The following is a 14909-nucleotide window of genomic DNA, read 5'->3' as shown; positions in this document are numbered from 1 at the left end:
CCACTTTTAAAATTGCGTTATACTCTGCCTACCTCGCTGCGACATCGATATCACCTGGAGAGCACGTATGAGTCTGGCACTGAAAAATTTGCTGACATTGTTAAATCTGGAAAAAATTGAAGAAGGACTCTTTCGGGGCCAAAGTGAAGACTTAGGGTTACGTCAGGTTTTTGGGGGACAGGTTGTCGGTCAGGCGCTATATGCCGCAAAAGAAACCGTACCGGAAGAGCGTCTGGTACACTCTTTTCACAGCTACTTTTTACGCCCCGGCGATAGCCAAAAGCCCATCATCTATGATGTGGAAGTCCTGCGTGATGGTAACAGCTTCAGCGCGCGCCGCGTTGCCGCGATCCAGAATGGTAAACCCATTTTTTACATGACTGCCTCTTTTCAGGCACCGGAAGACGGATTTGAACATCAGAAAACCATGCCGGATGCGCCGGGTCCCGATGAGCTGAAATCAGAAACGGAAATTGCCCGCTCAGTGGCGCATTTGCTGCCGCCGCTGTTGAAAGAAAAATTTATCAACGATCGTCCGTTGGAAGTACGCCCTGTCGAGTTTCATAATCCCCTAAAAGGTCACGTCGCACCTCCGACGCGCCAGGTATGGATCCGAGCTAACGGCGTGCTGCAGGACGATCTGCGCGTCCATCAGTTTCTGCTGGGTTATGCCTCAGACCTGAACTTCCTGCCTGTTGCGCTGCAACCGTACGGGATTGGCTTCCTGGAAAAAGGGATTCAGATCGCCACCATTGACCATTCCATGTGGTTCCACCGTCCGTTTAATATCAATGAATGGCTGCTGTATAACGTCGAGAGTACTTCGGCATCCGGTGCCCGGGGCTTTGTACGCGGAGAGTTTTATACCCAGGATGGCGTGCTGGTCGCTTCTACCGTTCAGGAAGGGGTAATGCGTAATCGCAATTGAGAATTACCGGATGGTGGCGCAAAAGCGTTGCCATCCGGCAAATTGAGAATCAGGCGTTGTAAGCGTTCTCGCCGTGACTGTTTACATCCAGCCCTTCGCGCTCCTGCTCTTCCGGTACGCGCAAACCAACCGTCATATCCGCCAGCTTATAGCCAATGAAAGCCACCACGCCAGACCAGACGATGGTGATCGCCACGCTTTCCAGTTGCACCAGCAGCTGATGCCCCATGGTCACGCCCTCGGCAAAGCCCACGCCTCCCAAAGAGCTGGCAGCGAAAACTCCGGTCAGGATACAGCCGACAATGCCGCACACGCCGTGAACGCCAAACACGTCACACGGATCGTCCACACGCAGAAAACGCTTCAGCATGGTCACGCCCCACAGGCCTGCCAAACCCGCAACGACACCGATTATCAGCGCGCCGCCGACACCGATGTAGCCACATGCAGGTGTTACGCCCACCAGACCCGCAATGGCACCAGAGCAGGCGCCCAGCAGAGACGGTTTACCACGCAGCGCCCATTCACCGAAGATCCATCCAAGGATGGCTGCAGCGGTGGCGACCACGGTATTGACGAAGGCCAGTGCGGCGATTTCATTTGCCGTACCCGCTGAACCAGCGTTAAAGCCAAACCAACCAATGTAGAGAATAGCGGTACCGGTGAAAACCATCGGCAGGTTATGCGGTTTAAAAGCTTCTTTGCCAAAACCGACACGTTTGCCAATCAGATACGCGCCTACCAGACCGGCAATCGCCGCGTTGATGTGCACAACCGTTCCGCCGGCAAAATCCAGCGCGCCGTGGGAAGCCAGCAAGCCGCCGCCCCAGACCATATGGGCAATGGGGATGTACGACAGCGTTAACCATACCACCACAAAAATCAGCACCGCGGAGAAGCGAATACGTTCAGCCAGCGCACCGACGATTAGCCCAACGGTGATGCAGGCGAACGAGCCCTGAAAAGCAACGTGAATGTACTGGTAGAAGCTCCCCGTTACCGCCGTCAGCGCAATATTCTTCAGCAATACCCAGTTGAAGTTGCCGAAGAAATTATTTCCTTCGCCAAAGGCCAGTGAGTAGCCATAAACCACCCATAAAATACAAACCAGAGCAAATGTCACCGTAACCTGAGTCAGCATCGACAGCACGTTCTTACCGCGAATCAAACCGCCGTAGAACAGCGCAATGCCAGGGATGGTCATAAACAACACCAGCGCGGTACAGATCATCATAAAAGCGTTATCCGCTTTATCCGCAACCGCCGGTGCCGCCATCGCCAGTCCCGGCAGCAGCGCCAGTGAAGCAATACCTGTTTTCATCGTTGCTATCTTCATTTTTTGGTTTCCTATCACTGTGTGCCAGACGTTACAGTGCGGCTTCGTCGGCTTCGCCGGTACGAATACGAATCACACGTTGCAGCTCGGCGACGAAGATTTTGCCGTCGCCAATTTTTCCGGTGTATGCCGCCTTACTGATGACATCAATCACGCCATCCAGTTGGTCGTCGGCAATCGCCACATCAATCTTCACCTTCGGCAGAAAATTGACGCTATATTCAGCCCCACGGTACAGCTCAGCATGACCTTTCTGTCGGCCAAACCCCTTCACTTCGGTGACGGTCAGCCCCTGAATACCAATAGACGACAATGCTTCACGGACGTCTTCCAGTTTGAACGGTTTGATTACCACGGTAACCAGCTTCATAGATCCCCTCCAGTCAGAATTCAGTAGTGGCTGCAGATACACGAGAGGAATATTGCAAGGGATGTGCCAGAAATGAAAAAGGCGGGATGATTCAGGTTCTCAGGGTACTTCCGGGAGAGAAAAAGAAAAAACGCACTATAACGGTGCATAGTGCGTTACATTTTTGCACCAGATTGTTGATTGCCAGAGGGCGGCGTAAACGCCTTATCCGGCCTACGAGACCGCGCTGGCCCCAGACCGGGTAAGCGCCGCGCCATCAGGCGATAACAGAATCGTCTTGCGTACTGGCGGCTAACTCTTCACCCGCCAGCTGCAGCTGATACATCTGCCAGTAACGGCCTTGCGCCGCCAGTAATTGCTGGTGCGTACCACGCTCAACCGCCTGACCGCGATGCAGCACCAGAATGGTGTCCGCATCGACAATCGTCGATAACCGATGCGCAATCACCACCAGCGTGGTGTGTTCACGTACCGCCGCCAGAGCTTGCTGAATGGCCTGTTCAGTACCGGAGTCAATACTGGCCGTGGCTTCGTCGAGGATCAACACCTGTGGCGTTTCAACCAACACCCGCGCCAACGCCAGCAGCTGTTTTTGACCAACAGAGAGATTATTGCCCTGCTCGCCCAGCCGGGTATGAATCCCCTCGCTCAGACCTCGCGCCAGTTCTGCCAGTTGCACGGTCTCCAGCGCCTGCCATACCCGCTCTTCTGAGATATCGCGGCCCAGCGTGACGTTCGCCAGGAAGGTATCTGCCATCACCACCGGATCCTGCTGCACCATGGCGATGCCCTGACGTAACGCACCGTGGCTCAGTGAAGACAGCGGCCGTCCATCAAGGCGGATTTCCCCCTGCGTCAGCGGGTAGTAACCCATCAACAGACTGGCGAGCGTGCTTTTACCACTGCCGGTGTGTCCGACCAAAGCCACAAAGCTGCGCGAAGGCACGGACAAACTGATATTTTGCAGCACCAGATTGTCGTCGCGATAGGCAAATGAAACGTTATCCACCTCAATGTCCCCGCTCTTTAGCGGCCGCTCATCTTCACCATAGCGCTGACGTGGCCCATCCATCAGTTCGAACACTCGCTCACCGGCGACAACCGCCTGCTGCAACATTGATTGCTGAGTGGTCAACTCGATCAGCGGTTCGTTCAAACGGCCGAGGTAGCTGATAAACGCGTACAGCACGCCAACCTCGATCGAGCTGCCAGAGGTAAAACTGAACAGCATCAGCAATCCGCAGAGGATCAGCGCCGAGAAAAGGCTAAGCAGCGGGCGCAACAAAAAACCATCCAGTCGCAGGGTTTGCATACGCGCCATATAGTGCGAGCGGCTTGCTTCGCCCATTCTCTCGCCAAATCGCGCCTGCTGGCGGAACTGCTGGATAACACTCATGCCGTTGATGACTTCGTTAAAGCCATCGTTAATATCCGCCAGATAAGCGCGAACCCGGCGCACAATCGGGGTGCTGTAGCGTTGATAAATCACCATCACCACCAGCACGGCCGGGAAAATGGCCATCGCCACTAACGCCATACGCCACTCAAGGCTGAACATCGCTACCAGCATGGCGCCAATTAATGCCGCGCTGCGCAGGACTGTTGCTACCACCGTCACGTACAGGTCGCGAATAACTTCAGTGTCGTTGGTCACGCGGGAGATTAGCTGCCCGACAGGTTGAGTATCAAAGGCGCTGAGCGGCTGGCGCAGCGCAGCGTCCATTACGTCGGTGCGCAACTGCTGTACTACGCCAACTGCCGCCTGGTTAAACAGCAATGACTGCGCGTAATGCAGGCCAGCCGCCAGCAGTTGTAGACCGATATATGCCGCAACCAGCCCGGCGACCATCGCCAGCGGCAGATTATTCTTCGCCACCATGTTATCGATAAAATAGCTAATCAGCAGCGGACCGCTGACTTCCGCCGCAGCCGCCACCCACAGCATGACTACCGCAATAGCCAGCTGTTTTCGCCATGGAGAGCCATACGCCAGCAATCTTTTCAGGGTCGGCCATAATTGCCCAAAACTACGCATTAGCCGCCTCCTCGTTTATCTCTGGTGCATCAGTCAGCGCCGCTTCCAGTTGCTGATAGCGGTACATATCGCGATACCAGCCAGGCTGCTGCACTAACGCATCATGCTCGCCGCGCTGGGCAATATGCCCATGCTGCATCACGATAATCTCGCTGGCTTCCGTCAGGGCCGATAAACGGTGGGCGCTAATAATGACGGTTCTGCCTTCGCCCCACTGGCGCAGGTTATGCAGGATCTGATGCTCGGTACGACCATCTACCGCCGACAGCGCATCATCCAGAATCAAGATTTCAGCGTTCAGGAGTAGCGCTCGAGCGATAGAAATACGCTGTTTTTGCCCACCAGACAGCATCACCCCACGTTCGCCCACTTCGGTGTCGTAGCCCTGCGGAAGACGTAAAATATCCTCATGAACGCTGGCAAGGCGCGCCACATACTCGATCTCTTCCTGCGTGGCCTGAGGGCGTCCTAACGCGATGTTATTGCCAACGGTATCCGAAAACAGGAATGGCGTCTGGCTGACAACTGCCAGCCGGCTGCGCCAGCTATCCAGTTGTAATCGCGTTAAGGGGATATCATGAAAGCGCACATCGCCGTGGGTGATATCAAAATGACGCTGAATCAGCGACAGCACCGTACTTTTCCCCGCGCCGGTAGGCCCACAAATGCCCAACATCTGCCCAGGTTTAAGCTGGAAGTTCACATTTTCCAGCGCCGGGTGTGTCGTTTGCGGGTAGCAAAATTCGCGAATCGCCACCGCCAGCTCCCCACGCCCTTCCGGTACCGGTTCAGTGCCGTCATCCACCACCGGCGCTTCAGACAGCATGGCGCGAATACGGCTGTACGCCGCGCTGCCACGTTCGACGATGTTAAACATCCATGCCAGCGCCAGCATCGGCCAAATCATCAAACCGAGATACATCATAAAGCTGGTGAGCTGGCCGAGCGTCAGCGAACCGTGCACCACCATCCAGCTTCCCCCAGCAATCGCCAGTAAGTTAGCCATGCCAATGGCGATATAAATCGTGGGATCAAAGCGGGCGTCAATGCGCGCCACGCGCAGGTTTTTCTTACCAGTATCTTCGGCATCGGCGGCAAATAATGCCGATTGCCGATCCTCCAGACCGAAGGCCTTGATCATGCGAATACTGGTCAGGCTTTCCTGAGTACGGTCGTTGAGACTGGAAAACGCCGCCTGCGCCAGCTTAAAGCGGTTATGGAGTCGATCGCCGTAACGTTTGATCATCAACGCCATCACCGGCATCGGCAGCAGCGCAATTAACGTCAGCTGCCAGCTTATCTGCGTTGACATCACGATCAGCACCGCACATCCCATTACCAGCGAATCTACCAGCGTCAGCACGCCTTCTCCGGCGGCAAATACGACCCGATCAACATCGTTGGTCGCACGCGCCATCAGATCGCCCGTGCGGTGACGCAGATAAAATTCTGGATGCTGGCGACTCAACTGACGGTAATAATCTTCCCGCAGCTCAACCGCCAGTTGGTAGGATGCGCCAAACAGCAGCACGCGCCAGACATAGCGCAGCAAATAAACCACCACTGCAATCAGGGCAATTGTTCCCACCCACATCAGCAGCCACTCGGTGGTGAAGCGTTGAGTCGTCACGCCATCCACAATGATCCCGACCACTTTCGGCGGAATAAGCTGAAGGATAGCGATGATGATAAGCAGGGCCACCGCCCCGAGGTAGCGACGCCACTCCCGGCGGAAGTACCAGCTTAATTGAGCAAATAATCGCACGCGTTATGTCCTGACAAGATTTCCGGCAATAAGCGCCGGGAGAGTTATTCAATAGGGAGAGCAGTTGTGTATTTAATCTGTTCCATCGCAAAGCTGGAGGTGACGTCAGACAGGCCCGGTACGCTGTTCACCAGGCGCTTATAAAATTCATCGTAGCTTTTCATATCGGCGACCTGCACTCGCATCAGGTAATCATACTCCCCTGCCATACGCCAGAACCCCAGAACCTCCGGCATACCGGTGACTTCGGTGACAAAGCGGCAATACCATTCACTGCTGTGATGCTGAGTCTTAATCAGCACAAACGCGGTCAGCCCCAGCCCCAGTTTTTCTGGATCTAACAGGGCGACTCTACCCAGCAGGATACCGTCATCCTCAAGCCGTTTGAGGCGTTTCCAGCAGGGGGTGGTAGTCAGATTAACGGCATCTGCTAACGCCTGCAAAGAAAGGGTGCAGTCCTGTTGCAGTAAGCTAAGCAGCTTACGGTCAATTTTGTCTAACATATCCACTCCACAGAGAAGAATTTTCTCCTTACATTCTATTTTAAAGGCTAAATGGCAACAATTTTTTCCGTCCTTTTCGCTATTCTTGGCACAAAATGACAAATGGATATCTATTAATGATGAATAGCTCCTGGGTTAAAAACGCCATCAATGAAATCAACGCGGATTATCAGCGTTCTGCGGATACGCATCTCATTCGTCTGTCGCTACCGGCGTTCCCGGGCATTCAGATCTATTTAAAAGATGAGAGCACGCATCCCACCGGGAGCCTGAAGCATCGTCTGGCGCGTTCACTGTTTCTGTACGGATTGTGCAATGGCTGGATTAAAGAAGGCACCACCATCATTGAATCATCGTCCGGTTCAACGGCGGTCTCTGAGGCTTATTTCGCCCGACTGTTAGGGCTGCCATTTATTGCCGTCATGCCTTCCTGTACGGCGAAGCGTAAAATTGAACAGATTGAGTTTTACGGTGGTCGCTGTCATTTCGTGGAAAGCGCCTGTGAAATCTATGCGGCCTCTGAACAGCTGGCGCGTGAGCTGAACGGTCATTACATGGACCAGTTCACTTATGCTGAGCGCGCTACCGACTGGCGTGGCAATAACAATATTGCTGACAGCATCTTCCGTCAGATGCAGTGCGAGCCCAACCCCGTCCCCCGCCATATTGTAATGAGCGCCGGAACCGGCGGCACCTCTGCAACCATTGGCCGCTATATTCGTTGTCAGGGCTACGACACCCGCCTGATGGTGGTGGATCCGGAAAACTCAGTCTTTCTGTCCTTCTGGCAGGATCGCGATGCAACGTTACGCAGCCCGGTAGGAAGCAAAATCGAAGGCATCGGCCGCCCACGTGTCGAACCCTCCTTCATTCCTGACGTAGTCGATGAAATGCTGCGCGTGCCGGATGCCGCAAGCGTGGCCACCGCACACTGGCTGGAAACGCAGTTGGGCCGCAAAGTCGGCGCTTCAACCGGCACCAACATGTGGGGAACGCTGCAACTTGCCGCCCGTATGCGCGATGCCGGAGAAATCGGTTCACTGGTCACGCTGCTGTGCGACAGCGGCGAACGCTATCTTGAAACCTACTACAACCCGCAGTGGATCGACACGCACATCGGTGATTTAACGCCGTGGAAAGCGGAACTCACCCGGCTTCTGAACACCCATTAATGGGATAAAAAAAGCCAGACGCGAAGTCTGGCTTGCTGGAAGGGATCTCTCATTCGGGGGAATAAGGTAGATGCGGATTGTCCAGCCAATGCGTCAAAAAGTGTGACACCGCCTGATTGCGGCAATGCCCAATCACCGACAAATGCGGCAGTTCAGCAATCAGTTGTGGCATCGCGTTACCCATAATCAGGCCGCGCCCAACGCTACCTAACATTTCGCGATCGTTCATGGCATCGCCAAACGCCATACATTCGGCCATTGAATAACCTAAGTGGTCGCTTAGTACCGCCAGCGCCGACCCTTTGTTACAGCCCACCGGCAGCACCTCAAGGCAATCAACCGCGGAAAAACAGAGATTTGCCTGCTCACCCAGCGCCTCATTCAGTTGAATGCGTAATTGGATCAGGGAGTCATGATCCCCACAGAAACAGACTTTCGTTACCTGATGAGCCGGGATACGTTTCACATCGACGATCTGGTAGCGAAATCCGCTATACACATGCGCCTGTAGCAGCGATGGGATCTCTTGTCCGGTGAACCAACCGTTGTCATTAAAGACATGCATGCTGGCTGTGGTATCCCACTTCTGATGTAACACGATATCCGCCACAGTCGGATCCAGATCCTGACGGTGCAATACATCGCCCTCAACAGAGTGAATGCGCGTGCCGTTACCCGTGATCAAAAAGGCGTCCAGTGAGATAGAACCCAAAATATGGCGCATCTCCAGCACATGGCGGCCGGTGGCAAATGTCAGGGTGATCTCGCGTTCACGCAGGCGCGCCAGCGTTGAAAGCGTTTCGTCACCTAAATGGTGATTCGGCATCAAAAGGGTGCCATCCATATCAAATGCAGCCAGACGAGCCATTTCTTTCTCCACACTGTGACGCGGTTAACTTGTGATTCAGTATCACCTGAGATATACGGAAGTAATAGTGAATAGATAAAATGAATTGTTCCGGGTTTATTACACAAAATCATTCAAGTTGCATCCAGGCGGCAAGTGAATGAACGTCCAGGAGCATGCAGTGACTGGGGTGAATTAACGCCGCCAACAAAGAGGCAGCTTGAAGGATGACGTGTATATGAGATTGTTGAATCGCCTGAATCAGTACCAACGCCTGTGGCAGCCGTCGGCGGGAGAACCGCAGTCGGTGACCGTCGGGGAGCTGGCAGAACGCTGTTTTTGCAGCGAGCGCCACGTGCGTACCCTGCTGAAGCAAGCGCAGGATGCTGGCTGGCTGGAGTGGCACGCCCAGTCGGGGCGTGGGAAACGCGGGCAGCTGCGCTTTTTGGTGACGCCAGATTCGCTACGCAGCATTATGATGGAACAAGCGCTGCAAAAGGGGGAGCAACTTAGCGTACTTGAGCTGGCTCAGCTGGCGCCGGGAGAATTAAGAACGCTGCTCCAGCCGTTTATGGGTGGTCAGTGGCAAAACGACACGCCAACCCTGCGCATCCCCTATTACCGCCAGCTCGACCCTTTGCACCCTGGATTTCTCCCCGGTCGCGCAGAGCAACACCTCGCCGGACAAATATTCTCGGGCCTGACCCGGTTCGACAGTATTACGCAACGCCCCTGCGGAGATTTAGCCCACCACTGGAATATCTCCGCCGACGGCCAGCGCTGGGATTTCTATATTCGCTCCACCCTGTACTGGCATAACGGCGATGCGGTCAGCAGCACACAGCTACATCAACAGTTGCTGAAGCTGTTAGAGCTACCCGCGTTAAATAAGCTGTTTATCAGCGTAAAGCGCATTGAGGTGACGCATCCCCAGTGCCTAACCTTTATTTTGCATCGCCCCGACTTCTGGCTGGCGCATCGTCTGGCAAGCTACAGCAGTCACCTGGCACATCCCGAACTCCCGTTTGTTGGTACCGGTCCGTTCCGGTTGACGCTGTTTACCCCAGACCTGGTGCGCATCGAGAGTCACGATCACTACCACCTGAGTCATCCGCTACTAAAAGCCATTGAATACTGGATAACCCCGCAGCTTTTCTCCCAGGATTTGGGCACCAGCTGTCGCCATCCGGTTCAAATTGCAATTGGTAAACCCGAAGAGCTTCCCATGCTAAGCCAGGTAAGCAGCGGGATCAGCCTCGGTTTCTGCTATCTCACGCTCAGAAAAAGCGCGCGGCTGAATACGCAGCAGGCCCGTCGCCTGGTCAATATTATCCACCGCTCTTCCCTGCTACAAACGCTTGACGTGGATGAAAACCTGATCACGCCAAGCAATGCGCTGCTGCCGGGATGGACGATCCCCCAATGGGATGAACTGGACGACGTGCCGCTACCGGAAAAACTTACGCTGGCCTATCACCTGCCGGTAGAATTGCACGCCATGGCTGAACAGCTTCGCCAGGCGCTGGCGCTACTCGGCTGTGAATTAACGCTTATTTTTCATAATGCTAAAAACTGGGATGGCGACCATCCTTTAGCCCAGGCCGACCTGATGATGGGCGACAGGCTGATTGGCGAAGCACCTGAATATACCCTCGAACAGTGGCTGCGCTGCGATCAACTCTGGTCACATGTATTGAGCTCGCCAGCATATACTCATCTGCAAACCACCCTGGATGCCCTGCAAATCCAGGCCGATGAGGACGATCGTCATGCGGCTTTACAACACGTTTTCGCCTCGCTGATGCATGACGCGACCCTGACACCGCTGTTCAATTATCACTATCGTATTAGCGCTCCGCCGGGCGTGAACGGCGTACGCCTGAATCCTCGCGGCTGGTTTGAATTTACCGAAGCCTGGCTACCGCCCCCGTCGGCGTGAAGAAGCTGGTCGGCGACACGCCCAGACGCTACCATAAGGGTTTCGTTATTTGTCAGGAAAAACCATGAAACGTGCCGTTGTTGTATTCAGTGGGGGTCAGGACTCCACAACCTGTCTGGCGCAAGCGCTGCATCAGTATGATGAAGTGCACTGCGTGACCTTTGATTATGGTCAGCGCCATCGCGCAGAGATTGATGTCGCACGTGACCTGGCCTTAAAACTTGGCGCGCGTGCGCACAAGGTACTTGATGTAACGCTGCTCAGCGAACTGGCCGTCAGTAGCCTGACCCGCGATAACATTCCGGTACCCGATTACGAACCGGATGCGAACGGCATTCCTAATACCTTTGTGCCAGGACGCAATATTCTGTTTTTAACGCTGGCGGCGATTTACGCGTATCAGGTGCAGGCGGAGGCAGTCATTACCGGCGTTTGTGAAACGGATTTCTCTGGATATCCGGACTGCCGCGATGAGTTCGTCAAAGCCCTGAACCATGCCGTAAGCCTGGGAATGGCGAAAGATATCCGCTTTGAAACCCCGCTGATGTGGATCGATAAAGCCGAAACCTGGGCACTGGCCGATTACTGGGGCAAGCTGGACCTGGTACGCGAAGAAACGCTGACCTGCTATAACGGCATCAAAGGTGACGGTTGCGGTCACTGCGCGGCCTGTAATCTGCGCGCCAACGGCCTGAACCATTATCTGGCAGATAAACCGGCAGTGATGGCGGCAATGAAGCAGAAAACAGGACTAAAGTGATCGTTTTGCCGGATGGCGGTGCACGCACCTTATCCGGCTTTCGACATTCACCGTGGTCAATATCGCCCGTAAGCCTGATAAGCAAAGCGCCGTCAGGCTTCCTTCCATCACTTCACCATCTGCTCCAGTTTTTCGCGCAACTCCCCTTCCAGCGGTAGCGCCTTTTGCGTTTTCAAATCAATACAGACGAAGGTAATCAACGCGTCTGCCACCACCTGTCCTTCCGGCTCCAGGGTGATAGTCTGGTTCAACACACCGCTTTTGCCATTTAACTGTTGCACCTGACTGGTAATGGTCAGCAGGTCGCTCAGCACCGCAGGGCGGCGGTAGTTAATGTTAATATTCACGACCACAAAAGCGATGTTGTGTGCGGTCATCCACTGAAAGCTGTCGCTGTTTTCCAGGCCATCCCAGCGGGCTTCTTCCAGAAACTCAAGATAGCGAGCATTGTTAACGTGCTGATAGACATCAAGATGAAAACCACGAACTTTGATTTGTGTTTGCATAGCGCAGGAGCCTTACGTTGTTTTTATAGGAACACACTTCAGGGTAAGAGGTCATAACTGGTATGACCTCTACAGTCTGGCAAACTTTCAGCACTCTGCAAGTTATTAAAGTGTTAAAACTGCCAGATTGCGCTCTACCAGCGAACTCCCCATGCCCGGCACCTGCTTTAAGTCCTCCACCGTTTTAAACGGCCCGTACTCCTCACGATAGCTGACAATCGCCTGTGCTTTCTTCAGACCTACGCCATTCATGACTCGCGCTAAATCCTCCGCAGAAGCGCTGTTGATGCTTACCCTGGTGCCTTCATCATCGCTCGCTTTAGCCGGTTGCGTGGCTTTGCTTTGTGCTACTCCCGTAGCATCCGCTTTGGCTTGAGTCGCCTGGCTTTTGGCGACTGGCTCTGCAGCCAGTGCGCTTTGAGCCATACCGGTGCAGGTCAATGAAAGGGTAATAAGCAGGGCTTTGATTCCATGTTTCATACTGTTTTCTCCTTGTTTGTTAACAGTGGAATCACGATAGCGAGGTGCAGAACGGCAGACAAACGGCAAATATCAGAAATGGAAAAGGCCGCGAAAGCGGCCTTTGGTTGATACAACTTTTTGCAATTTTTTGCGAGTAGCCTCGGTTATTGCTGCTGTTCCAATGCGTCACCGACTTTAATTTTTGCGGCTTTACGCAGGTTGCTCATCAGCGCTTCAAAGACAATCTGCGCATTGTTCTGGGTAATCCCCTGAACCATCGCTTTCTTCTGCTCTTCAGGCATAGAACCGGCTTTCACCTCGTCCAGCGCCAGCAGTACAACGTTACCCTGCATGTCGTTCGCCACGCCGTAGCTCGGTTTATCTTTCGCCGGCAGGCTCAGGCCAAAGGCCGCCTGACTCAGCGGATCCTGACCCGTACGGCTCAGCGTTTTCGCCTCGCCAAAGCTCAGACCCGCCGCTTTCATGGCTTCATCGCCTTTACCAGCTTTCAGATCCGCCAGCAGTTTATCGGCATCAAGCTTCGCCTGCTGCTCTGCTTTATTGTGCTTAACAAGCGCAGTTACCTGATCTTTCACTTCAGCCAGTGGTTTAACGGCTTCAGCTTTGTGCTCTGCAATACGCAGTACAAACGCGCGATCGCCATCCACGGTGATGATGTCGGAGTTACTGCCAGGCGTACCGTTCTCACCAACCAAACCACCATTGAAAATGATGTCAGCGACCGGTTTGAAGTTCAGCTCTTCCGGCAGGCTGTCACGGCTAAACCAGCCCGTTTCAACCGCTTTCATACCCGCCGCCTGCTCCGCGCCCGCCAGGGATTCGTTATCGTTGCTGGCGGCATCGCTCACTTTCTGCTGCAGCGCATAGTAGGCATCCAGCGCTTTTTCCTGCTTCACTTTCGCCGCAATGTCGTCACGGGCTTCGCTCAGCGGTTTAACCTGCGCAGGCTGTACGTCGTCAAGACGCGCAACGAGGAAACCAACGGAAGACTTAATCACACCTGACAGTTGGCCTTTCTCTTTCAGACCGGCATTCTTCAGCTCATCCGGGGTGGTGGAATCTTCCAGCCATCCCATATCACCGCCTTTACGGGCAGAGATGATGTCAGCAGATTTTTCTTTTGCCAGCGCAGCGAAATCACCGCCTTTGTTCAGCTCGTCCAGTACCGCTTTGGCTTCATCTTCCGTTTTGGTCTGAATGATGCTGTAGCGGTTACGCTGCGGCTGAGTGAACTGATCCTGATGCTGGTCATAATAAGCCTGAATATCAGCATCGCTGGCCATCTCCTGCATAGCAGAAGCATCCAGCTTGATGTAGCTCACGCGGAACTGTTCCGGCGTCATAAAGTTGTTTTTATTCTGCTCGTAGTAGCTGGCAACTTCCTGCTCGGTAACAGACTGCTTCGCGGCCAGTGCGTTAACGTCAATTGTCGCCTCGCGAACGATACGCTGCTGTGCGACCAGCGCCGCCAGCTCGTCCGTTTCGCCTTTCAGCATGAAGTCCGTACCGGCAACGCCGTTAATCAGTTGCTGGGTAGTAAGCTGATTACGTAATGCCTGAGCGTACTGGTCTGCGGTCATTCCCATCTGATTAACAATCGCGTTGTAGCGATTGTTATCAAATTTACCGTCCACCTGGAACGCAGGCGTGGCGAAAATAGCCTGTTTAACCTGATCGTCGCTGATGTTGAGATTAAGCTCGCGGGAGTACTGATCCAGCAGCGCTTCGTCAATAAGACGATTCAGCACCTGCTGACGCAGCGTTTTCATGTAGCCTTCGTTCGCAGCCAGTTCGGAGTATTGATCGCCCAGCTGTTGCTGCATGCGGTTACGTTCGCTGTTGAACGCATTCTCGAACTGCCCGCGGCTAATCTCCTGGCCATTCACTTTGGCGGCGAAGTTATTGCCCCCGCCAATCAGGTAACCACTCACGCCGGTCAAAATGAACGACACGATAATGATACCGAAAATAATCTTGAGCACGAGACTGTTAGCAGCCGTGCGTAAGCTGTCCATCATGGTGTAACCACACTCCGCTGTAGATGACTATACGCGTTATCTCTCAAGCCGCCTGCGCGTTGTCACAACAGCGGCGGCAAGGATTTTGAGTATATATGCTTCACGCAGCATAGCGTTTCCTGAACGCTGCGTACAAAGGCCTATTGTGACAAGAAACAGGGGCAATTGTCAGCCCACAACGCGTAGAAAGTACCGGAATTACAAATAAAAAAGGCACATCAGTCGATGCGCCCTTGTACTTCGTCAC

At 54.0% G+C, this 14909-nt stretch carries 13 protein-coding genes; 4 read left to right on the top strand and 9 right to left on the bottom strand.

What is annotated here, in order from left to right; translation table 11 throughout:
• Positions 1-67 precede the first annotated feature (67 nt).
• Complete coding sequence (gene tesB, locus OGV75_RS10600) at positions 68-928, top strand: acyl-CoA thioesterase II (protein WP_200013867.1); 861 nt, start codon at positions 68-70, stop codon at positions 926-928.
• Between the two features lie 49 nt (positions 929-977).
• On the opposite strand, the gene amtB is transcribed toward tesB, so the two are convergent.
• From amtB to decR, 5 genes are all read right to left on the bottom strand, one after another.
• Positions 978-2264 carry an ammonium transporter AmtB gene (gene amtB / locus OGV75_RS10595; protein ID WP_008783954.1) on the bottom strand — a complete coding sequence of 429 codons (1287 nt, stop codon included), beginning with the start codon at positions 2262-2264 and terminating at the stop codon, positions 978-980.
• A gap of 31 nt (positions 2265-2295) precedes the next feature.
• Positions 2296-2634 (bottom strand): P-II family nitrogen regulator, encoded by a 339-nt coding sequence (gene glnK / locus OGV75_RS10590; RefSeq protein ID WP_003021657.1) that lies wholly within the window; start codon positions 2632-2634, stop codon positions 2296-2298.
• A 256-nt stretch (positions 2635-2890) separates the two neighbouring features.
• Positions 2891-4669, bottom strand: a complete 1779-nt coding sequence (locus OGV75_RS10585) for a SmdB family multidrug efflux ABC transporter permease/ATP-binding protein (RefSeq protein WP_016152061.1) — start codon at positions 4667-4669, stop codon at positions 2891-2893.
• The gene (locus OGV75_RS10580) at positions 4662-6434 is read right to left on the bottom strand and encodes a SmdA family multidrug ABC transporter permease/ATP-binding protein (RefSeq protein ID WP_080858958.1); all 1773 of its coding nucleotides are present in this window, start codon (positions 6432-6434) and stop codon (positions 4662-4664) included. Before OGV75_RS10580 ends, OGV75_RS10585 begins: the two co-directional genes overlap by 8 nt.
• A 44-nt stretch (positions 6435-6478) precedes the next feature.
• Positions 6479-6937, bottom strand: a complete 459-nt coding sequence (gene decR / locus OGV75_RS10575) for a DNA-binding transcriptional regulator DecR (protein WP_016152059.1) — start codon at positions 6935-6937, stop codon at positions 6479-6481.
• A 116-nt stretch (positions 6938-7053) separates the two neighbouring features.
• Between decR and OGV75_RS10570 the strand changes: the two genes are divergently transcribed.
• The gene (locus OGV75_RS10570; RefSeq protein WP_235426169.1) at positions 7054-8109 is read left to right on the top strand and encodes a PLP-dependent cysteine synthase family protein; all 1056 of its coding nucleotides are present in this window, start codon (positions 7054-7056) and stop codon (positions 8107-8109) included.
• A 49-nt stretch (positions 8110-8158) separates the two neighbouring features.
• Here OGV75_RS10570 and cof read toward each other — a convergent pair whose 3' ends face one another.
• Positions 8159-8977 (bottom strand): HMP-PP phosphatase, encoded by an 819-nt coding sequence (gene cof / locus OGV75_RS10565; protein ID WP_016152057.1) that lies wholly within the window; start codon positions 8975-8977, stop codon positions 8159-8161.
• Between the two features lie 217 nt (positions 8978-9194).
• On the opposite strand from cof, the gene OGV75_RS10560 reads away from it, so the two are divergent.
• Positions 9195-10895 (top strand): SgrR family transcriptional regulator, encoded by a 1701-nt coding sequence (locus OGV75_RS10560; protein ID WP_047416878.1) that lies wholly within the window; start codon positions 9195-9197, stop codon positions 10893-10895.
• 64 nt (positions 10896-10959) lie between these two features.
• Positions 10960-11655 carry a 7-cyano-7-deazaguanine synthase QueC gene (queC, locus tag OGV75_RS10555; protein ID WP_003021638.1) on the top strand — a complete coding sequence of 232 codons (696 nt, stop codon included), beginning with the start codon at positions 10960-10962 and terminating at the stop codon, positions 11653-11655.
• Between the two features lie 107 nt (positions 11656-11762).
• On the opposite strand, the gene fadM is transcribed toward queC, so the two are convergent.
• From fadM to ppiD, 3 genes are all read right to left on the bottom strand, one after another.
• Positions 11763-12161 carry a long-chain acyl-CoA thioesterase FadM gene (gene fadM, locus OGV75_RS10550; RefSeq protein ID WP_016152055.1) on the bottom strand — a complete coding sequence of 133 codons (399 nt, stop codon included), beginning with the start codon at positions 12159-12161 and terminating at the stop codon, positions 11763-11765.
• A gap of 105 nt (positions 12162-12266) precedes the next feature.
• On the bottom strand, positions 12267-12641 hold the full coding sequence (locus OGV75_RS10545; RefSeq protein ID WP_080858954.1) for a helix-hairpin-helix domain-containing protein: 375 nt from the start codon (positions 12639-12641) through the stop codon (positions 12267-12269).
• Between the two features lie 146 nt (positions 12642-12787).
• The gene (ppiD, locus tag OGV75_RS10540; RefSeq protein WP_286480637.1) at positions 12788-14662 is read right to left on the bottom strand and encodes a peptidylprolyl isomerase; all 1875 of its coding nucleotides are present in this window, start codon (positions 14660-14662) and stop codon (positions 12788-12790) included.
• Positions 14663-14909 lie beyond the last annotated feature (247 nt).

Origin of the sequence: Citrobacter sp. Cb028 (assembly GCF_030336705.1) — a bacterium.
In the GTDB taxonomy this organism is placed as follows: domain Bacteria; phylum Pseudomonadota; class Gammaproteobacteria; order Enterobacterales; family Enterobacteriaceae; genus Citrobacter; species Citrobacter braakii.
This window is presented reverse-complemented; position numbering and strand designations above follow the sequence as displayed.

Coding starts and splice junctions, on each gene's coding strand:
- glnK (WP_003021657.1), bottom strand. CDS start 2,634: ATGAAGCTGGTTACCGTGGTAATCAAACCGTTCAAACTGGAAGACGTC.
- OGV75_RS10560 (WP_047416878.1), top strand. CDS start 9,195: ATGAGATTGTTGAATCGCCTGAATCAGTACCAACGCCTGTGGCAGCCG.
- OGV75_RS10545 (WP_080858954.1), bottom strand. CDS start 12,641: ATGAAACATGGAATCAAAGCCCTGCTTATTACCCTTTCATTGACCTGC.
- amtB (WP_008783954.1), bottom strand. CDS start 2,264: ATGAAGATAGCAACGATGAAAACAGGTATTGCTTCACTGGCGCTGCTG.
- queC (WP_003021638.1), top strand. CDS start 10,960: ATGAAACGTGCCGTTGTTGTATTCAGTGGGGGTCAGGACTCCACAACC.
- fadM (WP_016152055.1), bottom strand. CDS start 12,161: ATGCAAACACAAATCAAAGTTCGTGGTTTTCATCTTGATGTCTATCAG.
- ppiD (WP_286480637.1), bottom strand. CDS start 14,662: ATGATGGACAGCTTACGCACGGCTGCTAACAGTCTCGTGCTCAAGATT.
- cof (WP_016152057.1), bottom strand. CDS start 8,977: ATGGCTCGTCTGGCTGCATTTGATATGGATGGCACCCTTTTGATGCCG.
- decR (WP_016152059.1), bottom strand. CDS start 6,937: ATGTTAGACAAAATTGACCGTAAGCTGCTTAGCTTACTGCAACAGGAC.
- tesB (WP_200013867.1), top strand. CDS start 68: ATGAGTCTGGCACTGAAAAATTTGCTGACATTGTTAAATCTGGAAAAA.
- OGV75_RS10585 (WP_016152061.1), bottom strand. CDS start 4,669: ATGCGTAGTTTTGGGCAATTATGGCCGACCCTGAAAAGATTGCTGGCG.
- OGV75_RS10570 (WP_235426169.1), top strand. CDS start 7,054: ATGATGAATAGCTCCTGGGTTAAAAACGCCATCAATGAAATCAACGCG.